The 26,979-nt window shown below is 68.4% G+C and carries 21 protein-coding genes and 1 pseudogene; 11 read left to right on the forward strand and 11 right to left on the reverse strand.

Annotated features, from left to right (window positions below):
- Nucleotides 1-31: 31 nt before the first annotated feature.
- Complete coding sequence (locus G4D85_RS45210) at nucleotides 32-2,818, forward strand: serine/threonine-protein kinase (protein WP_164020726.1); 2,787 nt, start codon at nucleotides 32-34, stop codon at nucleotides 2,816-2,818.
- 26 nt (nucleotides 2,819-2,844) lie between these two features.
- Here the strand turns inward: G4D85_RS45210 and G4D85_RS45215 are convergent, their stop codons facing one another.
- The 5 genes from G4D85_RS45215 to G4D85_RS45235 form a co-directional block, all read right to left on the reverse strand.
- Nucleotides 2,845-3,396, reverse strand: coding sequence for a hypothetical protein (locus tag G4D85_RS45215; RefSeq protein ID WP_164020728.1), 552 nt, complete (start codon nucleotides 3,394-3,396; stop codon nucleotides 2,845-2,847).
- 218 nt (nucleotides 3,397-3,614) lie between these two features.
- Nucleotides 3,615-4,898 (reverse strand): sigma 54-interacting transcriptional regulator, encoded by a 1,284-nt coding sequence (locus G4D85_RS45220; RefSeq protein WP_164020777.1) that lies wholly within the window; start codon nucleotides 4,896-4,898, stop codon nucleotides 3,615-3,617.
- Nucleotides 4,899-5,031: 133 nt separating this feature from the next.
- Nucleotides 5,032-6,090 carry a papain-like cysteine protease family protein gene (locus tag G4D85_RS45225; RefSeq protein WP_164020730.1) on the reverse strand — a complete coding sequence of 353 codons (1,059 nt, stop codon included), beginning with the start codon at nucleotides 6,088-6,090 and terminating at the stop codon, nucleotides 5,032-5,034.
- Nucleotides 6,091-6,212: 122 nt separating this feature from the next.
- Entirely contained in the window at nucleotides 6,213-7,823 is a 1,611-nt protein-coding gene (locus G4D85_RS45230) for a mucoidy inhibitor MuiA family protein (protein ID WP_164020732.1), read from the reverse strand.
- Nucleotide 7,824: 1 nt separating this feature from the next.
- Entirely contained in the window at nucleotides 7,825-10,026 is a 2,202-nt protein-coding gene (locus G4D85_RS45235; RefSeq protein ID WP_164020734.1) for a mucoidy inhibitor MuiA family protein, read from the reverse strand.
- 365 nt (nucleotides 10,027-10,391) lie between these two features.
- Between G4D85_RS45235 and G4D85_RS45240 the strand changes: the two genes are divergently transcribed.
- Nucleotides 10,392-10,931, forward strand: a complete 540-nt coding sequence (locus G4D85_RS45240; RefSeq protein WP_164020736.1) for a hypothetical protein — start codon at nucleotides 10,392-10,394, stop codon at nucleotides 10,929-10,931.
- A 385-nt stretch (nucleotides 10,932-11,316) separates the two neighbouring features.
- Nucleotides 11,317-12,927, forward strand: coding sequence for a carbohydrate binding domain-containing protein (locus tag G4D85_RS45245; RefSeq protein WP_240359894.1), 1,611 nt, complete (start codon nucleotides 11,317-11,319; stop codon nucleotides 12,925-12,927).
- A 123-nt stretch (nucleotides 12,928-13,050) separates the two neighbouring features.
- On the opposite strand, the gene G4D85_RS45250 is transcribed toward G4D85_RS45245, so the two are convergent.
- Nucleotides 13,051-14,064 (reverse strand): Ig-like domain-containing protein, encoded by a 1,014-nt coding sequence (locus G4D85_RS45250; RefSeq protein ID WP_164020740.1) that lies wholly within the window; start codon nucleotides 14,062-14,064, stop codon nucleotides 13,051-13,053.
- Nucleotides 14,065-14,389: 325 nt separating this feature from the next.
- Here G4D85_RS45250 and G4D85_RS45255 point away from each other — a divergent pair, with 325 nt between their 5' ends.
- Nucleotides 14,390-15,436 (forward strand): hypothetical protein, encoded by a 1,047-nt coding sequence (locus G4D85_RS45255; RefSeq protein ID WP_164020742.1) that lies wholly within the window; start codon nucleotides 14,390-14,392, stop codon nucleotides 15,434-15,436.
- 190 nt (nucleotides 15,437-15,626) lie between these two features.
- Nucleotides 15,627-16,643 carry a trigger factor gene (locus G4D85_RS45260; RefSeq protein WP_240359895.1) on the forward strand — a complete coding sequence of 339 codons (1,017 nt, stop codon included), beginning with the start codon at nucleotides 15,627-15,629 and terminating at the stop codon, nucleotides 16,641-16,643.
- Between the two features lie 69 nt (nucleotides 16,644-16,712).
- Here G4D85_RS45260 and G4D85_RS45265 read toward each other — a convergent pair whose 3' ends face one another.
- Nucleotides 16,713-17,087, reverse strand: a complete 375-nt coding sequence (locus tag G4D85_RS45265) for a hypothetical protein (protein ID WP_164020747.1) — start codon at nucleotides 17,085-17,087, stop codon at nucleotides 16,713-16,715.
- 231 nt (nucleotides 17,088-17,318) lie between these two features.
- Here G4D85_RS45265 and G4D85_RS45270 point away from each other — a divergent pair, with 231 nt between their 5' ends.
- Nucleotides 17,319-17,675 carry a GFA family protein gene (locus G4D85_RS45270; protein ID WP_164020749.1) on the forward strand — a complete coding sequence of 119 codons (357 nt, stop codon included), beginning with the start codon at nucleotides 17,319-17,321 and terminating at the stop codon, nucleotides 17,673-17,675.
- A 350-nt stretch (nucleotides 17,676-18,025) separates the two neighbouring features.
- Entirely contained in the window at nucleotides 18,026-18,574 is a 549-nt protein-coding gene (locus tag G4D85_RS45275; protein ID WP_164020751.1) for a hypothetical protein, read from the forward strand.
- Nucleotides 18,575-18,992: 418 nt separating this feature from the next.
- Here the strand turns inward: G4D85_RS45275 and G4D85_RS45280 are convergent, their stop codons facing one another.
- Complete coding sequence (locus G4D85_RS45280) at nucleotides 18,993-19,541, reverse strand: carboxymuconolactone decarboxylase family protein (RefSeq protein WP_164020753.1); 549 nt, start codon at nucleotides 19,539-19,541, stop codon at nucleotides 18,993-18,995.
- 125 nt (nucleotides 19,542-19,666) lie between these two features.
- On the opposite strand from G4D85_RS45280, the gene G4D85_RS45285 reads away from it, so the two are divergent.
- Both G4D85_RS45285 and G4D85_RS45290 read left to right on the forward strand, forming a co-directional pair.
- A complete protein-coding gene (locus G4D85_RS45285) occupies nucleotides 19,667-20,566 on the forward strand; it encodes a LysR family transcriptional regulator (RefSeq protein WP_164020755.1) in 900 nt (299 codons plus the stop codon).
- Between the two features lie 216 nt (nucleotides 20,567-20,782).
- Nucleotides 20,783-22,030, forward strand: a complete 1,248-nt coding sequence (locus tag G4D85_RS45290) for a hypothetical protein (protein ID WP_164020757.1) — start codon at nucleotides 20,783-20,785, stop codon at nucleotides 22,028-22,030.
- A gap of 52 nt (nucleotides 22,031-22,082) precedes the next feature.
- On the opposite strand, the gene G4D85_RS45295 is transcribed toward G4D85_RS45290, so the two are convergent.
- Complete coding sequence (locus tag G4D85_RS45295; protein ID WP_164020759.1) at nucleotides 22,083-22,526, reverse strand: SRPBCC domain-containing protein; 444 nt, start codon at nucleotides 22,524-22,526, stop codon at nucleotides 22,083-22,085.
- A gap of 130 nt (nucleotides 22,527-22,656) precedes the next feature.
- Here G4D85_RS45295 and G4D85_RS50525 point away from each other — a divergent pair, with 130 nt between their 5' ends.
- On the forward strand, nucleotides 22,657-22,779 hold the full coding sequence (locus tag G4D85_RS50525) for a hypothetical protein (protein ID WP_275900403.1): 123 nt from the start codon (nucleotides 22,657-22,659) through the stop codon (nucleotides 22,777-22,779).
- Between the two features lie 236 nt (nucleotides 22,780-23,015).
- Nucleotides 23,016-25,235 (forward strand): hypothetical protein, encoded by a 2,220-nt coding sequence (locus G4D85_RS45305; RefSeq protein WP_240359896.1) that lies wholly within the window; start codon nucleotides 23,016-23,018, stop codon nucleotides 25,233-25,235.
- A gap of 78 nt (nucleotides 25,236-25,313) precedes the next feature.
- Here G4D85_RS45305 and G4D85_RS45310 read toward each other — a convergent pair whose 3' ends face one another.
- Complete coding sequence (locus G4D85_RS45310) at nucleotides 25,314-25,934, reverse strand: hypothetical protein (protein ID WP_164020763.1); 621 nt, start codon at nucleotides 25,932-25,934, stop codon at nucleotides 25,314-25,316.
- A 280-nt stretch (nucleotides 25,935-26,214) separates the two neighbouring features.
- Nucleotides 26,215-26,979: pseudogene (locus tag G4D85_RS45315) on the reverse strand (hypothetical protein); the annotation flags it as partial.

Here is a 26,979-nt window from a genome sequence, read left to right on the forward strand (position 1 = left end):
GGCCCCTCTGCGGCCTTATGCTGCGGGGCCGATGAGCAGACCTCCTGCCGATGACGACGTCTCCCACCCTGGCGAGGAGGGCGTGACGGAGCCCGCCGGTCCGCCGCTCCCGCGGGGGCTCCAGGAGCGACTCCCCAGCGCACCTGACACCTCGCCCCCTCCCGAGGGCGCGGGGCTCGTGCTGGAGCGCGGCACCCACGTCGAGCGCTACCTCATCCTCAATCCGGTGGGGCAGGGCGGCATGGGCGTGGTCTACGCCGCCTATGATCCGGAGCTGGACCGCAAGGTGGCCCTCAAGCTGTTGCGCCCGGACAAGGCCCGCCCCGGCGTCATGGATGAGGCGGCCGGGTTGCAGCGCGAGGCCCAGGCCATGGCCCGCGTCTCCCACCCCAACGTCATCACCGTGCATGACGTAGGCACGGTGGGCGGGGGGGTCTTCATCGCCATGGAGTTCATCCAGGGCCAGAACCTCCACGAGTGGGTCCGCCAGCAGTCGCCCCCCACGCCGCAGGAGGTGCTGCGCGTGTTCCACCAGGCGGGACAGGGTCTGCTCGCGGCGCACCGGGTGGGGTTGGTGCACCGGGACTTCAAGCCCGCCAACGTCCTCCTCGGACGCAACGGCCGCGTCTGCGTGACGGACTTCGGGCTGGCACGGCTCAACCCCCTGCCCCACGAGGAGGAGGGGACTCGACTCCACGAGGAAGAGACATTGGGCCGGATGGGCGGACTCCAACTCGCCACGCCGCTGACGCAGGCGGGGTTCGTGAAGGGCACTCCCCACTTCATGCCGCCCGAGCAGTACCTGGGCAGCGGCGTGGACGCGCGCACGGACCAGTTCAGCTTCTGCGCTTCGCTGTTCTGGGCGCTGTACCGCAAGCACGCCGTGGAGCCCCGGCTCATGGTCGCGGCGGCCACCCAGGCGGTTCAACACCAGGACAAGGCGCCCCCTGGCGCAGAGGCCTGGCGGCTGCTGCCTCGTGGCACCGCGAAGGTGCCTCCCACGGAGCCCCGCGTCCCCGCCCGGGTGCGGAACGCGATGATGCGGGGCCTGTCCCTGCACCCGGAGGACCGCTTCCCTTCCATGGAGGCCCTGCTGGAGGAGCTCTCCTGGGAGCAGCGGCGGAGCAACCGCCGTGGAGCCCTGGCGGCCCTGGGCCTGCTGACGGCGGCCACCGCGGGCATTGGACTGTTCCTCCACCGCCAGAGCCAGGTGTGCGCGGGGGCGGACTCCCTCGTGGCTTCCGTATGGGGGCCCGCAGCGCGGCAAAAGCTGGAGGCCGCCTTCCACGCCACGGGCAGGCCTTTTGCCTCGGAGAGCGCCCACGGGGTGACGCGGCTGCTGGATGCCTATGCCGGCGGGTGGGCCCGCCTGCACACCGAGGCCTGCGAGGCCACCCGCGTGCGCGGCGAGCAGACGGAGGAATTGCTGTCCCTGCGCATGGTGTGCCTGGAGCGTCGCCGCAAGAGCCTGGGCGCGCTGGTGGACCTGCTCACCAGCGCGGACGGCAAGGTGGTGGAGCGCGCCGTGGATGCGGCCTCTGCGCTCCCGGGCTTCGAAGAGTGCCGCGACATCGAGTCCCTGGCCGAGCAGCCCGCGCTGCCCGCCGACCCCTTGCGCCGCGCCGCCATCGAGCAGCTCGGCGCGCAGCTCGCCCAGGTCCGCGTGCTGCTCGATGCGGGCCGCTATGCCCAGGGGCTGGAGCTGGCGCGGAAGCTGGAGCCCCAGGCGGCCCTCACCGCCTGGCGTCCCTTCCAGGCCGAGCTGAGCTACCTGCTGGCCTGGCTGCTTCATCAGCAGGGCGAGGCGGAGGAGAGCCTGCGCCACTTCGAGCGCGCCCTGCGCGACGCCGAGGCGGGCCGCGCGGACCGGCAGCGCCTGGAGGCGCTCACCCGCTTCACCTACGCGCTGGCCAACAACGGCCACCCAGACGAGGCGCGCCGGTGGGGCGACCTGGCGCGGGGCGTGCTCGAGCGGGTGGGCAGCGAGCCGCCCGCGGCCTTCGACCTGAACGTGAACCTGGGCTACACCGCCCTCTTCGGCGGGCGCTACCAGGAGGCCTGGGATTCCTTCTCCAAGGCTCGCGCGATGGAAGAGTCTCTCGCGCCGGAGGACCCGCGGCGGGCCAAGGTGAGCCACGCCCTGGGCCTCGCGGCGCTGCGCCTGGGAGATCTTCCCAGGGCCATCGCGATGCTGAGTGAATCGCTGCGGCGCACGGAGGAGCTCAAGGGACCGCAACACCCCGAGGTCGCCATCCGCCGGAGCATGCTGGCCACGGCGTATCGGGAGCGCGGGGAGCCTGCCCGGGCGCTGGAGTACGCCCGGACGGCGCTCGCGGTCCGCCAGGCCGCGCTAGGGCCAGAGCACCCTTCCACCGCTGACGACCTGGACGAGCTGGGCGAGTGCTTCCTCCAGCTGAAGCGCTACGACGAGGCCCTGAAGTCCTTTCGCGAGGCCGAGGCGCTCAAGCGACGGGCGCTCGGCGCGGAGCACCCCGACCTCTCCTATTCCCTGGACGGCGTGGGCAAGACGCTGCTGGCCCAGGGCCTTCCCGCCCAGGCCATCGTGCCTCTGCGGCAGGCGCTCTCCTTCGAGAACACGGACCCGGAGGCGCTCGCGCAGACGGGCTTCACCCTGGCCCAGGCGCTGTGGGCTGCCGGACAGACACCGGAGCAGGCCCGCGAGGAGGCGCGGCGGGCCCGGGAGCGCTACACGGCGTTGGGCCAGCAGCGGCAGGCGGCGGACATCAGCGCCTGGCTCGAGGCCCGGAAGGAGCGCCCTGTTTCCCAGAGCGCCTCCGAACGCTCCAGGCCGCACTGAGCGGGAGCGGGAGAGGCCCGGGGCAGCTACGCCCGGATGCCATCGTTGTGGCGCGCGTTGAAGATGCTGATGCTGGCCTCCCGCTGCAGCTGCCGGAGCTGGCTGTACTCCGCCTCGTCAATCGTCCCGTCGGCCATCGCCTTGCCCTTGGCCTCCGCGAGCTTGGTCTGCTGCTCCAGCAGGGGGCCGGCCTCGCCGGCGCTGAGCGAGCCGTCACCCAGGCCCTTCTGGATGCGGTTGCGCTGGCCGGTCTGGTGGCCGTCGATGTTGGAGCCCCGCTGCTCGGGCGCGACGGGGCGCTCGGACGTGTTGTGCCGCTGCTCGAAGATGTCGCGGCTGGCGCCCCGCTGCAGCTGCCGCAGCTCCTTGCGCTCCTTTCCGTCAATCTTGCCGTCGGCCATCGCCTTGCCCTTCGCCTCCGCGATCTGGGCCTGCTTCGCCATCAGGCCGCTGGCCTCCTCGGAGGTGAGGGTTCCGTCACTGATGCCCTTCTGGATGCGGTTGTTCTGGTTGTCCTGGCGGGTGGCGAAGGAGGTCCGCTGAGCGTGGGAAGAAGCAGAAGAGCCGATGGCGCGCATGGGGTTTGCCTTTCAGGTTCGCAGCGTCCGGAGGAGCGCTGGTGTGTGCCCATGCCTACTGCGAGGGGCGTGCCACACACGCACCGGGCTTGCGGCACAAGGTGCGCTTCGTCTCTTCAGGGGTTTAGCGCGGGCGGCAGGGCACGCGGGCCCTGGCGGCGGGAGTCGTCCCTGGCGAGTCGCGTTGCCACCTGGCGACTGGAGTCGCCACCCCGGGCTCAGTGCGCGTCCAGCCCGTGCTTCTTCATCAGCTTGCGCAGGTAGAACCGGTCGATGCCGGCCTCGCGCGAGGCGCGGGAGAGGTTGCCCTCGCAGCGCTCCATCAGGCTCCGGAGGTAGTCGCGCTCGAAGCCCTCGATGAGCCGCTCCTTGGCTTCCTTGAAGGGCAGCTCCAGGCCGGCCGCGCCCGCGTCGACGGAGTGCCCGAGCGGGTCCGGTGTCAGCTCGGGCAGCGTCTCCTCGCCCAGGTTCACCACCTGCTCCACCACGTTGCGCAGCTCGCGCACGTTGCCCGGCCACGGGTACTGGGCCAGCAGCGCGCGCGTCTGCTCCGACAGCGCGCCCGGGGGCTTGCCCATCCGCCGCAGCACCGTGTCCACCAGGAGGGGGAGGTCCTCGGGCCGCTCGCGCAGGGGGGGCAGGGTGACGCGCAGCACGGCCAGCCGGTGGAACAAGTCCCTGCGGAACCTGCCGGCCTTCACCGCGGCTTCCAGGTCGACATGCGTGGCGGCGACCACCCGCATGTCCACGGTGCGGTAGTCATTGGCGCCCACCCGCTTCAATTGGCGCCGCTCCAGCACCCGCAGGAGCCTGGGCTGGAGCTCCAGCGGCAGTTCCCCCACCTCATCCAGGAAGACGGTGCCCCCGTGGGCCCGCTCGAAGGCCCCGGCGCGCTCCCCATGGGCTCCGGTGAAGGCCCCCTTCACGTGGCCGAACAGCTCGGACTCGATGAGCGAGGGCGCCACGCCGGCCAGGTCGACGATGACGAACGGGCCCTGGCTGCGCCGGCCCTGCTGATGAAGCGCCTCGGCGCACAGCTCCTTTCCCGTGCCCGTCTCGCCCTGCACGAGCACATCCGCGTCTCCCGCCGCCAGCCGCTCCAGCAGGGTGAACAGCTCGCGCATGGGCCGGCTGTCGCCCACCAGCGCGCCAAAGGACTCCCGCGCGGAAGGACGGATGATGCGCTCGCGAGACTCCTCCGGCACCAGCTTGAACTCGGTGGTGCCCACCTGGAGGACCGCCCCCACGCGGACCTCGAGCTCGGAGAAGCGCATCTGCTCGCAGAAGGAGCCATTGCGCGAACCCGCGTCCACGGCCCGCACGCCGTCCTCACGCACCACGAGCCGCAGGTGCTGGCGCGAGACAGTCTTGTCGCTCAGCGCAATCTCGCACGAGGGGGATGAGCCAATCCGGTACTGGCCGGGCTCGAGCGGCACGCTGCGGCCCACGTCCGGCCCGGAGAGGAACAGGAGCTTCAGGCGGATGCGCGCGGGGCCGCGCACCTGCTCGAGAGGCGTGGTCTCCGACGCCGCGAGCGCCTCTTCTTCCTCTGAAGGCTCCGATGCCAAGGCGGCCCGGAGGCTAGCACACGCGGTGCGCCTGGCACCCGCCGCGAGCGGAGCCCGGCGCCGCCGCTCAGCAGGGGTCGCCCAGTATCTTCTTTCCAATGCCGGGCTGGCGCAGCTCGGCCCTCATGACGCGCTCGAAGACCCGCTGATCCCTGGGGTAGGGGCTGGACTGGAGGAGCTCCAGGACGGCGAGGGCCTTGGGCTCTCCCTTCCTCTTGAGCCACAGCAGCCGGCCCGCGAAGTCGTCCGCGGAGAAGCGGTTCGGAGTCACCGGCCGGCTGGAGCCGTAGCGCATCGCATCGCGGCCGATGCAGTCCAGGTCCATGTTGAAGTTGCTGCGCGACCCGAAGCCGATGGAGCTGATGGACCCGCTGTCGCGGCGTACCTCGTGGCCGCCGTAGTCGATGCCGAGCTTGAAGTCGTTGCGCGCCTCACGGCGAGCCATGATGCCGATGGGGCCGTCGTTTCGCCCCGACGCGTCCAGCGACGCGGGCCGGGGTGTGCCAGCGCCGGAGCCCTTGGGGATGTTGCGAGGCTGGGCCACGGGGATGAGCATCCCTCCATCCGGCGGCGCCCGGCTGATGAGCCCGCGGAGCCGGTGGGGAGACATCACCTGTGGCCCGTTGGCCAGTGGATCCGAGATGCGGTAGTTGCCGTCGGGCGTCATCCCGCGCACCAGGATGTAGTGCGCGCTCCGCTCCCCCGTCTTCGGGTTGACCGACTCCACCTGGGCAATGAGCTTGTTTCCCTGGCGCAGGTGCTGTTGCAACTGGGTGTCCGTGTAGGAGCCGGACAACGCCGGGCCGCCCAGGGGGAGGCTGACGCGCTCGAGCATCTTCGTCAGGTCCTGGGGCGAGCTCCCTTTCCGGGACACCAGGCCCTCGGAGAGCTCCTGGATGAGCCGGGCATCACTCAGATTGCCCTGCCTGTTGGCCCCCCGGGCCAGCATCGCCACCACGGCGGGGCCACAAAAGGAGGCTCCGTTGACGTAGCCCTCGTTGGCACCGTCCGGGCGGAGCTGGTTGATGTGGGGGATGTTCAGCCAGTCGCGGCCCTTCGCGCCCCCCTTGTTCGCGACGGTGCTCTGGGTCGCGGACGGCTGGGTACGGGCAAGGCGAAGGTCCACGGGTCCGCTCCTCTTCCATCACTCCACCCAGGTATTGTCGCAAGGAGGCGCACAAGGTTGCCTGTCGTGTGTACGAGTGCGCTTGGGTGTCCTGATGTCGCGGGTTTCCCGTATCCCGCCGTTCAGGAAATTTGCACCCCCGGTGCCATCGACATCCTGAACCACAGGTGGAGCGTGGTCTGCCCGTTGGCGGGCAGCTCCACCTTCCAGGTGACGAAGCCGTTCTCGTCGAGCACGGGCTCGCCGGTGGTCTTCTTCGTGTCCAGCTCCACCTTCACGTGCTCGATTTCCGCCACGGGGATGCGCTCGGTGACGGTGACGGTGCGCGCCTCGCCGGACAGGTTGGACAGGTAGATGAGCCGGTGCAGGGTGTGCTCGGTCCACTTGCTCACCGGGTTCACCTCCTCGCGGTGCTTCTTGTCCTCGCGCTGGATGCGGATGGCGTCGTCCGGGCCGAAGCTCAGCTCGAACTTCTCCTGGGGCGCCACGAACAGCGTCTGTGTCCAGCCCACGAAGCCGTTGTCGCGCAGCAGCTCCACCGGGCCCGCCAGCACCGGGCTGGCGGAGGTGTTGCGCGCCACCGCCCGGAGGAAGGCCTTGGCCTCCAGCTCCGGGAAGGCCACCAGCTCCGAGCGGGCCGCGTCCTCGAAGGTGAAGAGCGGCACGACGTTGGGCCGCCCGTCCGAGGGGACGGTGTTCTTCCCGGGCGCCCGCAGGTTGCGCGTCTCGCCGCCGTCGTCCACGCCCGGCAGGTCCACGGTGGCCGGCGCGGAGCCCTTCGCGGGAGCGCTGCCCAGGCCGGCCTTCTGCACCGCCACCTGGCGCGCCTGCACCAGCACCGTCTCGTTCTTCTTCTTCACGGTGAGCAGGTCGTCGCCCAGCAGCGGCGGCTCGATTCCCAGCGAGGAGCGCGCCGTGGAGAAATGGAGGTCCACGTCCTTCCAGTCCTCGCCCGTGTCCTGCCACACCGCGGCGGACGCGGTGAAGCGCACCTGCCCGCCCTCCACCAGCCGGGCCGTGTGCAGCGGCCGCCACATGGCATTGGGCACCACATAGTCGATGTGGACCTCCACCTCGCCGTCGGCGCTGGCCAGCAGGTCCGCCTCCAGCCAGGACACCACCTGGTGGTCCACGCGGTCCATCGCCTGCCGCTGGCGCGCCACCGCGGTCAGCTCTTCCGACAGCCGCTCCATCGTGAAGCTGGCCTGGAGTGCCTCCTCGCGCAGCTGGCGGGCCCGGCGGAACATCGCGTCGAAGGTGTCCTGCCACTGGGCCGCGGTGCCCATGCCCCAGCCGGCGTCCTCGGGGATTTCGCCGGCGCCCAGGACCAGCATGTTGCCCACGCGCTCGAAGCGAAGCCTGCCGCGCACCTGGTCCTCGAGCACCTGTCCGTACTCGCGCTGGAGGGCGCGCAGCCGCTCCTCCAGGAGGCGGGCGGCCTCCGGCCTGTCCGCGGTGCGGATGCGCAGGGCCCGGCGGAGGCGGGCGTCCGCCACCCGCGCGGGGCCGGAGCGCACCTCGGCGCGCAGGGACACGTCCTGCAGCACGGGCGCGATGCCCGGGAGCACGACACGGTTCTGCCCGGCGCGCACGCGCACGGTGCCCTGGCGCGTCACCTGCGCGCGGTCCTCCAGCAGCGTCACGCCGCGCACCGGCGCGTCCAGCCGCGTGGCCCCGGTGGGCAGCGGGGGTTCCTGGCGCTCCACACCCTGCGTCTGAATCTCCGTGCTCATGTCAGGCCTCGCGGCGGTTGCCGCCCTCGAGCTCGTTGTTGGCATACAGCTTCACCACGTACTGCGCGGAGAGCTGCTGTGTCTGGTTGGCCGGCACGGTGAGGCGCCAGCGCCGCCCGCCCTCCAGCGCCTTGCTGCCGCGCTCCTGCTGCGTGTAGGGCTCCCACGCCGGGGTGACGGTGCCCTCTTCCACCACCACCTCCGCGTCGGGCGCGGGCTGGGGAATGCGCTCGCGGACCTCGCAGGTGATGTCCCGGTCCAGGTTGTTGGCCAGGTCGATGGTGAGGTCGTGCCACAGCTCCGTCGTCGCCACGATTTTGGAGCCGCTGCGCTGCTCGCGGTAGCGGGTGTTGCGCGCGCAGCGGATGGCCTGCTCCACGCCCAGGCCCAGCTTGAAGTTGCCGCGGGGGGCCACGGTGGGCAGGGTGGTGGACAGCACGTACTCGCCGCCCACGTACACCTCGGCGGGGCCGGCCAGCATGGGGGCGGGCAGCGGGTTGTTCACCTCGGCCTGCCGGTAGACGTTCGAGTCCTCCCGGGGCACGGCCACGTAGAGGACACTGGCGTCGCCGGTGCGCGCGCCCAGCGCCACGGAGTGGAAGACGCCGTCCGAGGGGACGTCCACGGTGGCCTCGGCCGTGTAGCTGAAGTCGAAGCGGCTGGAGGCGTTCCTCACGTCGGCGGTGCCGCCGGGCAGCGGCGTGGAGGCCATGCCCTGGGCGAGTGCCTCCGCCCCGGCCACCGCCGCCATGACGTCGAACGTCACCTCCACCTGGAAGCGCGCCAGCGTCTCCAGGTAGAAGCGGCGCGCATCCATGGGCTGGAGCCGGTTGCGGTGCGCCCCGTCCGACGCGGGGGCGAGCCGCAGGTGCGTGAAGACCACCGCCTCCAGGCCGGCCTGCGTGGGCCCGGCGCCATACCCCGGAGCGGGCCCGCCCCGGTCCATCTTCTTGGACATCTCCTTGCGGCGCGCGGGCGCCCCGGCGGAGGCGGGCATCAGGCTCCTGGGCGCGGGACGAGGAGGGGCCAGGGAAGCCTCGACCGGCATGGGCTCATCGAGCAGCTCCTCCTCATCCCGGGCGGCATAGGACTTCATCGAGGGGGCGGCGAGCCGCTCCTCGGCCTCGTCGTCGCCGGCCTCGCTCATGAAGGCGTCCATGTCCGGTTCCGACGGGACGGGGGGCTCCAGGCTCTCGAGGTCCACGGGCTCGCTGAGGGCGGGAAGAGGGAAGGGTGAAGGTGAAGGCAGGATGCGCAGCAGCGCCTGCCTGTCCCGGTCGAAGTCGGAGAAGAGCGAAGCCGCGCCCTGCGGCGGCGGCCGGAAGCCCGCGCGTGCGGGGGGCGGGGGCTGCGCGCGGCCGATGCGGATGGAGGACAGCTCCGGCAGCTCCGTCCAGCTCAGCGGGGCGGCGGTGGAGAGCACCAGCTTCACCCCGCTCCAGTCTTCTCCAGAGTGCTGGCCGATGAGGGCGCGCATCACCAGCTCCATCTGCCGGCAGTCCCGCGTCAGGCGGCACTGGTAGCTGGGCGCCCAGCGAGCGCCAGGAACGAAGTACTCCACGGAGAGGCTCGCGCGGGAGAGCGCGGGGCCCTGATGGCGCAGCTGCACATGCACGGACTTGTAGAGGTCCTGGGCCGTCACCTGCCGCGCGGTGGAGGCCAGGGCCAGCCGCTGCTCGAGGACGGCCACCTCCTCGCGCAGCGTGCGGAGCTGCTCGCCCAGGGTGCGCATCTCCGCGAGCCGGGCCTGTGCCCCGTCATGGGTGAACTGCTCCAGCGCCATGCGCGCGCCCAGCGGCGAGGGCGGTGGTGGCTTGCCCTCCTCGGGCTTCGGGCGCGGGGGCACGGTGATGCCGCCGAAGACGTTCAGCTCCCACTGGCGCTGGCGGATGTGGCTCTCCACCGTCCTGGCCTGTTGGCGCAGCGTGCGCAGGGCGGCCTGGTCCACCGTCTCCAGGGGCGCCTCGCGGGGCGGCAGCCACAGGCCCACGCGCACGTTCGTGGCCGTGAGGTCCGCGCCATCGCCACCGGAGGACAGCACCCGCACGCGCACCGTGGGGTCGAACAGTGCCAGCGGCAGCCGGGGGATTTCCAGCTCCCCGGGCGCGCGGCCCTCGGGGCAGTCCAGCGTCAGCAGCCGCGTCACCCGCGCGCCCTTCTGGTAGAGCGTCACGGTGTCGATGCGGGATTCCACGACGGGCATCGGTGCTCCCGGTCAAAGGTGGGGGCCGACGGCTCGTTGCCCGTCGGCACACGCCCACTTTCGTCCGGAACGGCCAGTGGCCACAAGGTGATGCGCGGCGCCGCGCGCGCTCCGGCTGCCCTGGAGCGCGGGCCTCCAGGGGACTGAGGCTGCCCCGACGACTTCTACCTGCGGTGCTCGGAATGGCGTCGGCGCTCGATGGGATTGCAGACGACAGAGGCAGGAAGTTGAAGTTCCTGGAAACCATCTATTTCCAATCAAGCCAGATTGGTGCGCTGATTTTGAATTTAATTTGTCTATAATTGAATTTGAATTACCACCATTGCTGACGTTGCCATCTGGCTCTACCGCCCACAGGAGTTTCCATGTTCAGAATCCCGTTCGCCTGGCTCTTCGCCGCAATGTTCATGGCGCTGGTCCCCGTTACTTCACATGCGCAGATCCTGGAGTTCCGCTGCAGCGTGGACTCGTTGACATCGGCCCAGGCGCTTGCGCGTCTCGAGTGGGCCCGCAAGTGCGCGTTATTGACCAACACGGACGGTTCAGAGTCTTTCAACGCGTCGAAGGATTACCGGGAGCTCAACACGAACCGGTTGTTCCTGGGGCAGTTCGGCAGCTATAGCGTGAACTCCAACTACGCGATTTGCCGATACGCACCGACGCCCGTGTACTCGCAGTTCCGGGAGACCTCGGGCGCGACGATAGACTTCTGGAAGTGGTCGCACACGGTGCAACGGCCCCGGCCACTCTATCCCATCTATGAGACCACGGTGATGGCAGGTTCCGGGACCCAGCTCTTCCCGTCACCCACGCTGGGAGGGTGCAATCTCTATACAAACAAGTCAGGCACCACCCTGTACACCGGGAGCAACTTCTACATGGTGGCATTCTGCGAATCGAACTGATGCTGATGCCGTGCCCCCCGACGTGCCCCCGGGGCGGTACACGCCCCATGTGGGGCTGGGCTGCCGGAACGCGTACCAACGGTGCCAGCGCGGCGATGCTCACGGTGCGGATTCCTCGCGAGCAGCAGCTCATTGCGGGGCTGTTCGCCACGAAGGGGACGATGCCATCCTCCTCGTGGGCGTCACGTTCAACGCGCTAATCCACGGCAACACCACGACCAATCCAGCACGAGCGACGTTCGTTCCGAGCGCAGCCCGCACTTGAGGGAGAGTGTGGTACGAGAGGTCTGTTGCTGGAAAACGGAGGCTCGTTGTGACGTTGTTTCGAGTGTATCTGACTTCGCTGCTGGTCCTGGTTGTCGCCTGTGGTGATTCGAATCCTGCGGTGACACCTGATGCCGGCCAGACCCTGTCGGATGCGGGCGAGAAGACGCCTGATGCCGGCGAGGAGACGCCAGACGCGGGAGGCGAGACGCCGGACGCGGGGGGCGAGACGCCGGACGCGGGGGGCGAGGCGCCGGACGCGGGAGGCGAGACACCTGACGCGGGAGGCGAGACACCTGACGCGGGAGCCGAGACACCTGACGCGGGAAGCGAGACACCGGACGCGGGAGCCGAGACGCCGGACGCGGGAGCAGGGACGCCGGACGCGGGCGAGAATCCCGAGGTGAGCGTCATCGACAACTGGGGCTTCGAAGAATGGCCCGGTGAGCTTCCGAGCATGTGGTTCGGGAGCAAGTCGAATATCTCCACCGACGGGGTGCAGAAGGTGACGACGAATGCCTTCGAAGGCGTGAACGCGGCCCGGCTGGCCAACCCTTCGACCGCGCACAAGCGCTTCAGCACCCTGGCGAAGTCGATGCCCGCCGGCCGCTACTTCTGCACCTACCAGGTGCGGGGCTCCGGTGACGTTCGAAACGCCTTCTTCGACGACGACTACTCCACCTACTCGGCCTACACCACGGTCGACACCGAGGAGTGGGAAGAGCTGGCGTACGACTTCAACCTCGCCGCCGACGTCTTCGACACCTTCGAGCTCATCTTCAGCGTCCGCAATACCAGCGACGAGCATCTGCTCATCGACGACGTGCGCTGCGTGCGGGCCGTCGAGCCGTGTGATCAGGTCAGTTGCGAGGCCTGGGAGCGTTGTGTGAATGCCACCGCCACCTGCGAACCGCTCTCCGGTCGCTGCAACGACGCCGCGGACTGCAGCGAGTGGCAGGCCTGCGACGAGACCCACACGTGTGGGGTCGCTGAGGGGCGCTGCACCCGTCACGCTGATTGCGCGGGGACCCCGGAGACGCCGGTCTGCGAATACGCCACGCACCTCTGCGTTGAGGGCGACCCCTGCGCCGGCGTCACCTGCAGCCACCCGGCGACGAGCTGCAACCCCACGAGCGGCGTGTGCGAGCTGGCCGAAGGGGCCTGCTTCACCACCTACGACTGCCGCGGTGCGCTCCCTGCCTGCGACGCGGCAACCCGGCGCTGCGTTTCCGCCGCTCACCCCTCGAACATCATCCGCAACGGTGGATTCGAAGCCTGGAGCACCTATTACATCCCCTACCACGGGGACCATTACATCCCCGACGACTGGTACGGCATCGACAACGGCGTCTCCGACCCGGGCTCCGAGATCAAGCCCTCGCGCCTCGTGCTCTACACGAACGCGGTGCACGGCGGCTCGAGGGCGCTGCAGTTCGTTGTCCCTCTCCAGGTGGCCGAGCGCTTCTCTCTCGAGAAGTTCGACGTCCCGAGCGGCAACTACTCCTGTTCGTATCGGGTGCGAGGCCACGGCAGCATTCGCCATCGCATCTATTCGAGCGGCGGCTGGAGCGCGCAGACCGACTTCCTCGTCGTCGACAGCGACGAATGGCAGCCGGTGTTCTTCCGCTTCACCGGCAACGTGCACGACTGGCGCCTGCTCTTCTATCCGAGCCGCAGCGAGGCCGGACGCGACCACCTCCAGCTCGACGACGTCGTCTGCACGAAGGACTAGGCGCCTCGTGGCGAAGGGGCCGACCCGAAGTCGGCCTCGGCGCCGCTGGCCATCGTCATTGACGGCAATGGCGATACCAGCGGCGACAAGATGGCTTACGAGTGCGTGTCGGCGGGACACCCGCTAGTACGCGACGCGGAACACCAGGTCGTCGTGGTCGTCGAAGGTGTTTCCATTGGACGTGCACGGTGCCGCCACACCCTGGTAGCGGAATCGCGCGCGGAGGGCCTGAAGGCCGCTGGCCCCGCTCGCCGGCAGTGTGAAGGTGGTCCCCAGCACGTTCATGCCGGACGCCACCGGCGTGAAGGTGCCCACGAGCGACCACACCGGGCTCTGGGCCTCCGGCGCGAAGTACAAATCCAGGTGGTCCTCGGCGAAGCCGCTGAAGGCCCACACGATGGTCTCCAGGCGCACGGGCTTGCCGGGCGCCAACGGGGTGCCGTCAAAGGTGAAGATGCGGATGCGGTCGACCGACTCGTCCACGTGGAAGGTGCCGGACGTGCCATCCGCGCAAGCGCCCTGGAGCGTGTTGGGCGCATACAGCTCCGGTCCTACCGGGCCCCGACCATTGAGCAGCGTGCCCGAGTCACACCGCCGGGTGTTACCGGCCCAGTCCGAGGCGACGGCGACCAGCGTGTGCGTGCCGGGCTTCTGGGTCGAGTCCCAGGTCGTCGTGAACGGCTGGGTCATCGAATAGGGCGTCAGGCGCACGCCATCCACCTCGAAGGCGACCCAGGCCAGGACCTGGGCATCGCTCGCGGTGGCGCGGAGGGTCACGATGCCGCTCACCTGCGCTCCGTTCGCGGGAGCCGTGATGACCGACGACGTCGGCGGCGTGTTGTCCACGCTCACGCTCGCGCCACCGCCGTTGGACACGTTCCCCGCGCGGTCCGTGGCCCGGTAGCTGATGGTATGGGGACCATCCGGCAGCCCCACCGTGTTCCACACGAAGGAGTAGCTGACTCCGCTGTGGCCGGGCACCGTCCCCAGGAAGACGGTCGAGTCCTGGTAGAAGTCCACCCTGGCCACGCCCGAGCCGGTCTCGACCGCACTCATGCCCACGCTGACGTTGCCGCGCACGTAGCCGCGCGTGTGCTGGTTGTACGTGGGCAGGCCGTGCACGACAAACGGGGCCACGTTGTCCACGAAGACGCTGACCGCCGGGGACGTGGCTTCGCCGTCCAGTCGTGGGATGGCGGAAGGACGTGGGACGAGTCGCCGACCTGCGCGACTGCCACGTCGGGTACGTCGACTCCCCGGGCAACCGCGCCTCGAGATGAAGAGGTCCAGGCGTCTCATGCCCGCCAGTCCCTGTGAAAAAACATCAGCGATTACAGGGTCTTGGGTGGGCCGTCCCGCCTCGCCCTCGCAGATGGAAAAAAGGGGCCTGGCTGACGCAACCCGCGCTCGCAGGTTGCGATAATCCATGCAGGTTCCATCCCATTTTTTCGCGAGGCCCTCCATGGGTTTCCCCGACATCAAGAAGACCTTCAACGCCGTCCGCACCAACGTCCAGAAGACCGTCCAGGACGTCCAGAAGACCGTCCAGGACAACAAGAGCCTCATCTCGGGCGGGATCGCGGTCGCGACCAAGAGCGCGAAGGCCTTCGGCTTCAGCAAGGACGCCTTCCAGCAGATCAAGAACATCAAGCAGGGCGCGGAGGGGCTGCTCGGGAAGACGAACCTGGACTTCATCCGCAACCCCACCTTCTCCCAGGGGTTCAAGGGCGTCGCCAAGTTCGGCGCGACCATGAACGCGGCCATGCGTTACGCGGGCATCCCCGGTGCGGTGATGGCGGGCGCCACGGCCGTCAAGGACATCCGCCAGGCCATCCGTACGGGCAGCAAGGACGACATCATCTCGGCCACGCGGTCGACCCTGGACGCGACCAAGGCCGGCATCACCGCCGCGACGGGCGGCATCGTCGGCGGCAAGGTGATGGGCGGCGTCCTCGGCGGCACCATCATGAAGGGCAAGCTGGACGCCGGGATGAAGGCCGTCGACGCCTTCAAGAAGGCCCTCCCGAACGCCAGCGACGACGTGCTCAAGGCCGTCAAGAACGCCGCCACCAAGGGCATCTTCGAGGCTGGCACGGCGAAGACCGTGGGCCGGGCCGTCAGCGCCGCCGCTGGGGACGCCGCGAAGGCGGGCAGCACCCTGGCCAAGGGCATCCTGGGCAGCGGCACGCGCTCCGCCGCCAAGGCCGCGCTGGCCACGGTGGGCCGGGAGGCCGGTGAGGCCGCCGTCAAGGCGGGCGCGAAGGCCGCCGCGGGCACTGCCGCCAAGGCGCTGGGCCGGTTCGCTCCGGGCGTCAACGTGGCCATTGCGGCCGTCGACGTGGCCAACGCGGGCGCGACGCTGATGGACAAGAACGCGAGCACGGGCAAGAAGGTGACGTCGGTCATCACCGCGGTGGGCTCCATCGCCGCGGCCACCAACATCCCCATCGTCAGCCAGGTGGGCGCCGCGGTCTCCACGGTGTCCAGCATCGTGGGCGCCTTCTTCTAAGCGGCCATCCCTTCGTGGTTTGTCAGAGCGGCTCGGCTGGACTATGCCTACGTCCATGCCGAGCCGTCGCTTTGTTCCCCATTGGCGCGGACGCTGGCAGGCCTACCTTCCGGGAGCATTCGTGAGCAGCAATCAAGGGACGCAAGGACCAGGTCGGGGTGTCGAGCGCCTTCTGAAGATGAGCCCGGTGGTGAGCACCGCCTCCGCCGAGGCCCTCAAGCTTCCCAGCGTGCAGGCCCCCTCACTGGAGGGACTCGCCGTGCGCGTTCCCACCCCGGACGACCTGACCGAGGAGGACCTGCTGCGCGGCTTCCACGAGAAGCGCCGGGCCCTGGCCACGTCGCGCGAGCGTCAGCAGGGCGAGTCGCTGGAGCTGGGCGACGACGTCCAGCTCAACATCGTGGGCTACTGCGATGGGAAGCTCATCCCCTTTTCCGCGCGCTTCGGCATGACGACGGAGCTGGCGCCCATCGAGGCGCTGCCCGGGTTCTGCGAGGCCGTGGCGGAGGGGGGCAAGGTGGGCGAGTCCATGCAGATTGCCCTCGAGCTTCCGGAGACCTACCCGGTGGAGCACCTCCAGGGGAAGCCGGCGCGCTTCCTGGTGGACATCGTGGCCGCCCGCGAGGTGACGCTGCTGCCGGAGAGCTCCCCCGAGTTCTTTGAGAAGCTCGGGATGGGCAGCACCCTGGAAGAGGTCATGGACAACCTCCGCGAGGAGCTGGAGGACGAGCTCGCGGGCCAGCTCTGGGTGCAGGCCCAGGACATGGTGCTGGACGAGGTGGCCCGGCGCGCTCCGGTGGAGCTGCCGCGGGCGCTGCTGGACGAGGAGCTGCGCCGCCGCTGGGTCCAGGCCGAGGGCAAGGCCATGGTCGAGTACCAGTTCGACGTCGAGGAGCAGCAGGAGGCGCTCCAGGGCTGGCTCGCGGACCCCACCACGCGCGCGGACGCCGAGCGCCGGCTGCACATCGGCATCGTGCTGAAGGCCGTCACCGAGGCCGAGAAGCTGCAGCTCACCCCGGAGAAGCTCGAGGAGCTGATTCGCGACCACATGGAGCCCTTCGGGTTCAGCGCGGAGGACGTCCACGCCGCCCTGCGCGAGACGCCGGAGACGACCCGGCGCCTGACCGAGCTGGGCTGGTACCTGCTCGCCGTGGAGCACGTCATGAACAAGGCGAAGGTCACCTTCGAGGGGGCGGAGCAGGGCTGAGGCTCCTCGCACGAGCGCGCCCCACTTGGGGCGCACTCACGGGGAGCACGTCCCGCCGCTGCTTCACCGTCAGCTCTCGCTGAACCACAGCCCCAGGCCGCCCAGCAGGCCCAGGCCCACGAACAGCATGGCAAGCATCCACGTCTGGCGGCGCGACCACTTGAGCAACTCGCCATACCGGTAGCCACACACCAGCACGAGGCCGGCGAACCCCAGGCAGATGGACACGGGCCCCAGGGCGACCAGCGCCTTGCGTGCCGTCCCGCTTACGTCGAGGACCGCCAGCAGCAACAACGGCCCGAAGCCGATGACGAGCAGGACGAGCACGAGTCCGAGGCCCTTCACCGACTCGGGACTGGACAGGTCCATGAAGTCCAGGAACCGCCGCCACCAGGTGCGGGGCGGCTCCGGCGGCTCACGCGGAGCGAAGGGTCGGTGCGCCATGGAATGTCTTCCAACCCCGAAAGGGGACGGTCTGGAGTGAAGCCAGCGTGCCACGATTTCGGGAGGTGCGGCGCCTTTTCAACGCGGGGCTCGTCGCCCCGACAGGGCTTCCTACACGCTCTGCCCGGGAGCGACACGCCTCCTGCACGTTGAAAGGGGCGGCTCCAAGTTCGCGGCTCGAAGCTGACTGTGGCAGGACGCAGCTGCCGACTCTCTCGCATGGAGCCAACGATGATTCTCGCTACGTGTCACTGCGGTCGCGTGTCGCTCGAGGTGCCGTCCGAGCCCACCGAAGTCACCGACTGCACCTGCTCCATCTGTTGCCGCTACGGGGTGCTGTGGGCGTACTACTCGCCTCGACAGGTCCGCGTTCGTACGGAAGGGACTGCCCAGGACACGTACCAGTGGGGCGAGCAGAAGATTGCCTTCCATCGTTGCGCCCACTGCGGCTGTGTTTCGCACTGGGCGTCGCTGGACCCGGCGAGAGACCGGATGGGTGTCAACGCCCGGCTCATGCCGCTCGAGCTTCTGTCGAAGGTGCGCGTACGGCACCTCGACGGCGCCGGCACCGAGCAGTACCTCGACTGACGCGCACGGAATCGCGTGCATCCCACTCGCTCAGGCGTTCTCGTACGACTTGTTCATTTCCCTCTGGGCCCGGCGGTTCACGAGAGAAATCTCCTGTTGGACGAAATCAAGCGCAGGGGCATCTCGTTGCCTATGGCGAGGACAGGGGATGACTCTCGGCAGAAAGGGCGGGGACACCAGTTGCGCAATGCGCCATTGTCATACGCTCGGGGTCAACAATGCCTCACCCTGCCGTCAGCGTATGTGGCCGCCGCAATTGTGTCGCTATAGCAAGTCCATGCGTGTAATAACCCCTGCGCCCAGTGCTGATTTACGTCGTCACCACAGGGAATCGCGAAAGGGAGAGAACGATGAGCGTGATTGATTTCAAGGCTTTGGCTATTGCTGCTTTGCTCACCGCGACGACATTCGGCTGTCAAGCTGGCACGGACCTGTCGGAGACTTCCGAGGCTGCTGTGCAGGACCGTGAGGGTAGCGGCCTTCACATCACGGCGGCTACGGTGAAGGCGCTTGATGAGGGCATTCATCTCCGCCTGGACGGACAGGCACAGGGCGACGTGATTACGTTTGACCCCGCGCGCGGTCAGATCGACTTCAGCCGTATTTCGCTCGTCGCAGGTGGTCAGCAAGCTGCAATGGACCGCTGGCTGCAGGAGGCTGCACAGCAGAGGGGCATTGATGCCCAAGAGCTTGAGAAGAGCATCTTTTTCGTAAGGCTAACTCCGAGCGCGGCTTCGCTCGAGTCCTGGGAGAGTCCTAATCCTCAGCAACAGGGGCGTTGTACGGACTGCTGCACAGAGGGGATGTGTTGCTACGCGGGATACGGCTGCCATTACGATACGCATTCGGCGCAGACAATCTGCACCTGCATTGTCTTTGAGTGCTGCGGGGCAAGCTGATTTAGCACCAAGAAGCCGCCGACGTCAGGCCACGCTGAGGCTCCAGGGAGTAGTTCTTGTCAGCAGTGTCTTTGTCCGTCGACGGAAGCGCGAGCAGCTGCCGTGCGTTCCGTCGACGGTAGTGATGTACAAATAGCAGCCGTACGTCGCCGCGCATGCGGCGAATCCGGCGGCACCACCACGTTGGCCGCATGCTGGAGCTGCCGCGCGTTTCGCCCATGAGCGCGTGCGTCTGCCGGGCGACCTCGTGAATCTGGGGACGAGCCTCGCCTTGAACTCCTCCAGGGTGCCACCACGAGCCAGAGTCTTCGCTTCATGTGGACACCCCCTCGACTGGCTGTTGAAGGTGAGGCGTGTCGCCAAGCCGATGGAGTCCGTATCCCCCCGCTGTGACGCGAGGGGAGAAGCAGCCGAGAGCCTACTTCGCTCGATGCTGCACGACCGGGAAGTCAATCTCTGTCTTCGCCACCTCGTTCACGTAGTTGGTGAGCGTGTTGAGCGCCACGTGCAGGACGATTTCGATTACCTGCCCATCGCTGTAACCCGCTGCCTTGACCGCCTGCACGTCCGCGTCGGTGACGTGGCCGCGCTCACGGGTGACCTGGGTGGCGAAGCGCACGGCGGCGGCGGCCATCGCGTCCATCGAGCCGCCCTCACGGTTCGCCGCCAGCTCCGCGTCATCCAGCCTGGCCAGGTTCTTGCCCAGGTAGGTGTGCGCGGAGAGGCAGTAGTCGCAGCCGTGGAGCTCCGCGACAGCCATCGCAATGCGTTCGCGGGTGCGGGCATCGAGCTGGCCCTTTCCAAGCGCCCCATTGAGTCCAAGGTAGCCCTCGAGGGCGGCGGGGCTGTTCGCGACGACGCGGAACAGGTTGGGCGCGACGCCGAGCTGCTTCTTGACCGCCTCGAGCAGGGGCTGAGCCGCGGCAGGGGACGCTTCGATGGAGGCCGGAGTAGGGATGCGCGACATGGGGAGCTTCCTTTCGGGTGGGGGGCGGAGCCATTCGTCCGCCGCCCCAACAACGTGCCCCCTCCCGAGCACTGCAACAATCCTGCTCCTTGACACTTCACTGTTTCAGCTCTTGCAATAATGAAATGGACCGCCTTGATGCCATGGCCGCCTTCGTGGCGGTCGCCGAACATCGTGGCTTCGCTCACGCCGCGCGCCGCCTGGGACTGTCACCCTCTGCCGTCACACGGCTCGTCGCCGCGCTCGAGGAGCGGCTGTCGATCCGCCTGCTCCAGCGCACGACGCGTTCGGTGACGTTGACCGATGCGGGCGCCCGCTATCTGGAGCGCGCCCGCCGCATCCTCGCGGAGGTCGAAGAAGCGGAGGACGCGGCTCAAGAAGAGCGAACCGTACCGAAGGGCCGCTTCGTACTCACGGCACCAGACCTCTTCGGCCGGCTCAACGTCGCTCCACTCATGAGCACGTTCTTGTCACGCCATCCGGGCGTGATGGGTGAGTTGCTCCTGTCGGACCGCACGGTGAACCTGGTCGAAGAGGGAGTGGACGCGGCGGTTCGGATCGGCGTGCTCGCCGACTCGAGCCTCTTTGCCCGCAAGGTCGGGGAGACCCGACGCGTCGTCGTTGCTTCGCCGGAATACCTTGCTCAGCGCAAGAAGCCTCAGCTGCCCGGTGACGTCGCATCACACGACGTCATCCTGTTCACCGGGCTCAATCCCACACCCGAGTGGCGCTTTTCTCGTGACGGCCGCTTGAGCCACGTCTCGTTCACGCCCACCTTCGTGACGAATAGCGCCGATGCGGCGCTCGCTCACACGGAGCGCGGCCACGGACTGACGATGCTGCTCGCGTATCAAGTCGCCGAGTCCGTACGAGCGGGGCGGCTCAAGGTCGTACTCTCGAAGTTCGAGCCGCCGCCCTTGCCAATCCACCTCGTCTATCCAACCTCCCGGTTGCTCTCCGCCAAGGTCCGGGCCTTCGTCGACCTGGCCGTATCGACGTGCAACTGGCACTTCGTCAATCTCTGAGTCTCACCGAGCCGCGCTGGTGTGTCTCACCTTGATGGGCTGTGGTGATGGAACCGTCGACACTCGGGACCCTCATGTTCCAACCCCCTGCGCAAGGGCTGACGTGGTTATCCGGATTTCAATGGTTGCGCCCTATACTGCGCGCGGCTTGCTCCGGGCGGGTAGGGCGGTGGCGTGGGACGGGGCGGGCCTTTCCCCCAGCAACGAGGCCAGCTCATGCGTCGTTCCCCGAAGTCCCTCTGGCTGTTCCCCGCGCTCCTCCTGGGCGCCTGTTCCCCGACGGAAACTCCCGTGGACGCGGAGCCCTCCGCCCCCGACACCGTGACGCAGGGCGTGCTCCATGCGCCCCCCGCGCCGGCCAGCGGCAACATCCTCGACAGCACCACGTACATGGGCCAGGTGGCCGTGCCCGGCTCGGTGCAGACGCGCTTCACGATGAACCCGCAGTACTTCTCCTTCGCCATCACCGTCAGCGCCGGCTCGCAGGCGAAGCTGGAGGTGACGCACCTGGGCAGCAGCATGTACCTGGACACGGGCCTCTTCGTGTACGGCCCGAAGAACGCCAGCGGCAGCTATGGCACCGCCGTGCTGGCGCAGGACGACGAGTCCGGCTACGGCCAGCTCAGCAAGCTCGCCTCGGTGGCGTTCGCCCAGGGCGGTGAGTACCTCGTCGTCGTCAGCACCGGCACGGGCGCGGGCAAGCAGTTCCGCCTCCAGGTCGACTGTCTCAGCGGCACCTGCAACCCGGTGGACCCGTCCGTGTACGCCACCTGTGACACGGCCCGCGTGGGGCCGTTCGTCGAGGAGTGCATGTCCCACTGGAACGCCGAGGGCGTCCCCACCGCCGAGGCCTTCTCGCGGTGCTTCGGCGCGGATGACTCGCACGCCATCTACGAGGGCAACTGCTACGCCGGGAACCCCTTCAAGCCCGCGTGGTGCGCGGGCGGCGAGCCCGCGTGGACGCAGTGGATGTGGCCGAAGTGCCTGGACTTCTACTCCATCGACTACGGCTTGTACTCGCTGAGCCTCAGCTCCCAGCCGTTGAGCGCGGGCCTCCAGTCGGAGCTGGCGGCCATCAACACCGCCTGCGGCCAGAACACCCTGTGTCAGGGCGCGGCCCACGGTTACTACTTCGCGTGGAACCACGCCGCGCCGCCGAGCCTGGACAAGGCCGTGGAAGCGGTGGCCTCCTTCTTCCAGAGCAACGCGCTCTACGGTGCGCCCCTGGAGGCCATGAGCTACGCGGACTTCGCCCAGTACCGCCTGCGGTCCCAGTTCACGTCGTTGGCCCCGGATCTGCTCAACGAGTACAGCAACGGCACGGAGAACGTGCAGGTGGGCGGCTACCGGTATGCGCGGATGATGTGGCCGGACGCGTGCATGGTTTGGGAGCTGGACGTCATCTTCTTCCCGGAGTCGCACCGCGTGCTGGTGTTCGAGGAGCAGTACAGCCAGGACTGCTGACGGCCGGACGCCCCCGCCGGAAGCAGGCGGTGCCTGCTTCCGGTGGAGTGGGTCACACGCTCGAGAGCCGCGCTTGTAGCCGGTCGAGGACCTGCTCGTTGGCGGTTCCGCTGAGGGGACGCATCTTCGCGGCGACCTCGGGACTTTCGAACTCCTGGACCCAGGACAGGTGTGTCTGGTCACCACGAGCGGTCAGTGTCACTGTTAGCGAGTACCAGGGCTTTACGACGTGCTCGAGCACGATCCTGGTATCGGGCTGAATCTCCCGGAACACACTCTCGTTGGGGTAGTTGGCACCATTCGGGCCGTGCATCACAAAGACCCACCGCCCGCCGGGTTTGAACTCGAACTGCTCGAACGTGTTCGTGAAATCATTCGGCCCCCACCATCGGGCCAGTTGATCCGGTTGCTCGAACGCGGCGAATACCTTTCGCGGGTTCGAGGACAGTACCCGCTCGGTGCTGACGGCAGCGTTCGGGTTGTTCGCTTGGGACATCGGCAACTCCCTCAAGAAGTCGGAACTCGCGCCGGTTTGTGGCCGGCCACCTACGCTACCGCGCCCTCGACCTGGGCAGAGCTGGAACGGAGACGACGTCTTCGAGCCCCGCGGCCTCCCCGGCGTCAGGGTGGTCTCCCAGCGCTTCGCCCGCCTCGTCACCGAGCACGGGCTGACCCACATGGACCTCATCCCCACCGAGCGCTACGTCTGGGACCCGCTGCGGCGCTTCACCCAGCCCACGGGGGCGTAGCCCTTCGGGTATTCACACCCTTCACCGCGCTAAGAATCATGCCATGTCTGGAGTTGGACGGGGCCAGACTGGAATAAATGGCAGACGCGGTGAATCTCTGTTGTGGGTTCGACTTTGACTCAGCGTGCAATCGCCCTGTCCACTTCTCTCCTGGGGCCTCGTACCCAGGGTGCATGCCCACCATCCGATAAGGGTGGTTTCACGACGAGGCATGCATGTCTCAAGAGCGCAGGGATGTGAGAGTCTGGAAGCGCCAGTCGGTCTGGTTGCTGGGCGCCGTGCTGGCCGTCAGTGGTTGTTCCAAGGCGACATCGCCCGAGGACGCCCTGGGCGGACCTGTCTCCCAGACGGAGGCGGGGGCCGGGGTGGGCGAGAGCAAGACCTCGTCGCTCAGTGAGCTGCCCCGGGTGGAGGGCGCGTCAACCGTCAAGACCTTCGCCCAGCGGCTGGAGCAGGTCACGCCCCTCAAGGAGACGACGGCCATCCACGTGAAGCTGGCGCCCCCGGCCAACCCCGCGCTGAAGGACAGTCTGGTGCGCGTCGTGGGAGACCCGAAGGACCCCGTGGTCCTGTTCAGCTCCGATGCCCTGGCCTCGCTGGGCCGCATTCCCAAGAGCCCTGGCCCCGGGTTCTTCACGCTCTTCTCGTCGCTGACGGACTCGGAGCTGGACCGCCGGACGAACAGTGAGAAGGAGGTGGCGGAAGGCAAGTTCGGCGAGATAACCAGGGAGACCGTCCTCTTCAACGGCCGCCACCCGGCCGCCCGCTTCGAGGGCCTCGCGCTGGAGGCCCAGGCCTTCCGGGGCGGCGGCATGGTGCCCATCGCCAACTGTCCGGCGATGCCCGCCACCACGCAGAACGTCTGGGACAAGGCGCTGCTCATCCGCGACCCGGCCGTGGTGCAGGACCCGACGCGCACGTGGGACCCCTGCACCGGCGCCGGCACACAGGGCGGCAAGTGGACATTCTCCCACCTCCTCAAGGAGATGGCGCAGGACTCGGGCACCACGGCCGAGGACTTCGTCCTGAAGTGGCTGTCCCACTGGCTCAATGACTACACCGTCAATGGCGACACGGTGCAGGCGCGCCAGGCCATGTTCACCGAGGTCATCCAACCCTGGGCCACCGCCAGCGGGCAGGTGGCCTCGCTCGTGTTCAACGGCACCTTGAACAAGTGGCAGGTGTCCATCACCGGGCCGCTGAACCTGGACATCGCGCCCTTCCGGCTTCTGTCCATCGTCAACCGCGTCGACCTGGCTGGCAGCACGGGCGGCTACGGCGGGTCGTCCACCGCGGGCGAGCTGCGCTTCGTGTTCGGCATGACGAAGCCCAACCCCTGGGGCACCGGCGGCACCGAGGCGACGTGCAATCTCAAGCTCTTCACCACCATCATCGAGTACGGCGTGCCCCGCACGGGTTGCCAGCAGGTCATCGACTGGGCCCGGGCGTGGGCGCAGCTGGGCACCCACACCAGCTTCGATGCGACCTACCTCTCCCAGCTCGAGTCGATGACCGAGAGCGTCGTCCTGCACGGCAGCGCACCGTCCAAGGGCAACAAGAACGCCCTCAACCAACTGCGCACCAATGAAATCTCCCTGGTGCTGAATGACCCGAATCCGCAGTGGGAGCTGCGCGAGTTCCAGCTGGCGGACGAGAACCTCACGGACACCGGTCCCGACGCGCGCACCAACGGGCTCCTGCGGCCGCACACGGTGGCGCTGACGCCGAGCGACCTCGGCAACCACGACCCCGACATCGATCCGGACGTGAGCGCCTTCGTGGCGGGAACTGTCACGAGTGGTGTCCAGCTTCCGGTGACGGTCCCCGTCACGTGTGCCGCCAGCTTCACGGCGCCCCACAAGGTCAATGGCAACTTCTTCCTGGGCGGCAGCGCCCTGGTGAACCCGCCCACCCACTGGGAGGCCTTTGGCCTGTTCCCGAGCCCCACGGCGGCGCAGGTCTGCGCGCGCAAGGAGTTCTCCGGCAACACCTGCAATGGCTGTCACTTCGGGGACACGGCGTTGGACGGCACCGGTGGCAACAATGCCTTCACGCACATCAGCCCCACGTCGGGCATCCCGGCCACGCCGTCGAAGTTCCTCACGGGCGGCGGCGTGGGCTTCATGTTCGGCGTCCCGGATCAGCAGTTCGGCTCACCGACGTGGCAGTTCGCGGACCTGCTGCGCCGGCACCAGCGGCTCTATGACATCGCCACCTGCACCGCCTGCAGCCCGTTCCTCATCTTCGACGCGAGCTTCCTGACGCGGATGGAGGCCGTCGCGGGCACGGTGCCCTTCGACAGGATCTCCGGCGCGCCGGAGCCGCCGTTCAAGGTGGGCCCCATCCGGGACCTGGAGAAGATGCAGGCGGTCCTGGAGCTGCGCTCCCAGTTCGCCAAGGGTTCCAGAGACTTGCCGCTCAGCTTCCTGCGGCCGCCGGAGGTCTTCGTCCACTGACCCACATGCCGTGGGCGGAACGAGACGAGCCCCACGACACCGCCGGGAGCCGCTGGCTCCCGGCGGTGGAGGGATGAATCAGTACCAGTTGTTGAACAGGTCGATGACGATGATGCCGGCGGCCTGGCTGACGATGATGAGGAGGACGCGCGGCCGGAAGCGATCGAGGTTCCAGTCGTACGTATGCTGCTGCAGGCCCAGGTGCGCCCTGGGGCCCACGTTCCCGCCTCGCGCGCTCGTCTGGGCGAAGGTCTCGATGTCCGCGGGAAGCCTCGCGACCTCCTTGCCATCCTTGTCGATGAGGCTGGCCGTGCCCTGGTACTTGCCCTCGTGGATGTCCTCCGGGTTGGCCCGGACATTCACGCGGTAGTGCCCCGCCGGGATGCCCGCCTCGGGGTTGTCGATGTAGATGAAGGCGGCATCCACGCCCTTCGCGAACTCGGAGGCGGGGAGCTTCTCGTAGCCCTCGATGGGGGTTCCCGCGAGGGCGGCCTGCGGCAGGGTGAGGGTGACCACGCCCTCCGCGTCGAGCGGGGTGGCCTGCTCCTGGGCCGCCTTGAACAGCTCGGACTTGAGGTCGGAGCAGGCGGCCGCGGTGGCCTCACGGGGGGCGTACGACGCGGAGCGCGGCTCTCCCGCGAGGGCGGAGCCGGAGAGGAGGACAGCAGCCAGAAGCGAGGGGACCTTCAGGGAGTTCATGTTCATTGTTGGTCGGGGGGACGATGGGTATCGAGGTGGTTGTTGTTCGGTGTCCCTCTCGCCATCAGCTTCGCGAGCGGACGTGGCGGATGGATGCAGCGCGGGTGCCAACACGAGCCCCACGTCCCTCCTCCCTGGCAAATGGAAGGGCAGCCGTGCATCTCCCGGAACCAGGTGAACTCGTGTAGCGCACCGCGTTACGATGGGCGCCTGTTCGTGACCTCCCGCGTTACAGGCAGGTCAGGAGCAGGCGATGAGCGCGGCCGACGGAGGCCGAGGGCTACGGCTCGGGGTAGTGGGCCACGTAGCCGTCATTGCCCACGACCCAGAAGTTGCCCACCTCGCTCATGGCGATGCCAAAGAGCTGGACCGGCGTGTCGAGGAGCGGTCCGGCGGCCCAGCCGTACGGTGTCACCCGGCGAAGCATGCCCGTGTTGTCGCTGGTATCTTTCGCGATGACGTAGGCATCGTTGGGACCCGAGCTGGGAGCCGCCACACCGCTGTAATAGTAGAGCGATGGCCCAGAGCTCCGGGGCAGACGTGTCCAGCTGGTCGACGCCGTCCGCTTCCAGGCCTGTCCGCCGAATCCCACGGCATAGACCGTCTCACCCAGCCCCATGCAGACCGCGGTCATTTCGAGCCCGCCGCCCGTGGAGTAGTAGTTCACCACGGGTTCGGCACCGGTATGGGTATAGGAAAGAAGCCGCTGGGCCTCCGGGCCCACCCCCTTCAAGCGGCCCGCGATGTACAGCTCCTCCGGGCGTGGCCCCGCGACACCGAGGAACTCGAGGTCCACATCCTCGAACTGGCTCGCCGGCGTGGTACCAGGCACCCAGCGGTACAGGTACCCGCCCAGTCCGGTGACGTAGAGCGTGGTCACTCCGCCGGACTCGAAGCCGATGATGCCCGTCAGGGTCTGACTCGACTTTCGCTCTTTTGGAGCGAGGGGGCGAGCGCTGCGGTCTACGCCGCGCGCCCCTGGGGCGGCGTGGCGCGGGAGGCGGCGCGTAAGTTGGCGCGAAGTCGACGCGGCGAGTGCCAGCGG

The organism is Pyxidicoccus trucidator (genome assembly GCF_010894435.1).
GTDB classification, from domain to species: domain Bacteria; phylum Myxococcota; class Myxococcia; order Myxococcales; family Myxococcaceae; genus Myxococcus; species Myxococcus trucidator.

Excerpts from the sequence above, each read along its gene's own strand:
- G4D85_RS45270 (WP_164020749.1), top strand. The coding sequence starts at position 17,319 with ATGATTCTCGCTACGTGTCACTGCGGTCGCGTGTCGCTCGAGGTGCCG.
- G4D85_RS45240 (WP_164020736.1), top strand. The coding sequence starts at position 10,392 with ATGTTCAGAATCCCGTTCGCCTGGCTCTTCGCCGCAATGTTCATGGCG.
- G4D85_RS45285 (WP_164020755.1), top strand. The coding sequence starts at position 19,667 with ATGGACCGCCTTGATGCCATGGCCGCCTTCGTGGCGGTCGCCGAACAT.
- G4D85_RS45275 (WP_164020751.1), top strand. The coding sequence starts at position 18,026 with ATGAGCGTGATTGATTTCAAGGCTTTGGCTATTGCTGCTTTGCTCACC.
- G4D85_RS45235 (WP_164020734.1), bottom strand. The coding sequence starts at position 10,026 with ATGCCCGTCGTGGAATCCCGCATCGACACCGTGACGCTCTACCAGAAG.
- G4D85_RS45290 (WP_164020757.1), top strand. The coding sequence starts at position 20,783 with ATGCGTCGTTCCCCGAAGTCCCTCTGGCTGTTCCCCGCGCTCCTCCTG.
- G4D85_RS45310 (WP_164020763.1), bottom strand. The coding sequence starts at position 25,934 with ATGAACTCCCTGAAGGTCCCCTCGCTTCTGGCTGCTGTCCTCCTCTCC.
- G4D85_RS45230 (WP_164020732.1), bottom strand. The coding sequence starts at position 7,823 with ATGAGCACGGAGATTCAGACGCAGGGTGTGGAGCGCCAGGAACCCCCG.
- G4D85_RS45255 (WP_164020742.1), top strand. The coding sequence starts at position 14,390 with ATGGGTTTCCCCGACATCAAGAAGACCTTCAACGCCGTCCGCACCAAC.
- G4D85_RS45210 (WP_164020726.1), top strand. The coding sequence starts at position 32 with ATGAGCAGACCTCCTGCCGATGACGACGTCTCCCACCCTGGCGAGGAG.
- G4D85_RS45280 (WP_164020753.1), bottom strand. The coding sequence starts at position 19,541 with ATGTCGCGCATCCCTACTCCGGCCTCCATCGAAGCGTCCCCTGCCGCG.
- G4D85_RS45265 (WP_164020747.1), bottom strand. The coding sequence starts at position 17,087 with ATGGCGCACCGACCCTTCGCTCCGCGTGAGCCGCCGGAGCCGCCCCGC.
- G4D85_RS45215 (WP_164020728.1), bottom strand. The coding sequence starts at position 3,396 with ATGCGCGCCATCGGCTCTTCTGCTTCTTCCCACGCTCAGCGGACCTCC.
- G4D85_RS45295 (WP_164020759.1), bottom strand. The coding sequence starts at position 22,526 with ATGTCCCAAGCGAACAACCCGAACGCTGCCGTCAGCACCGAGCGGGTA.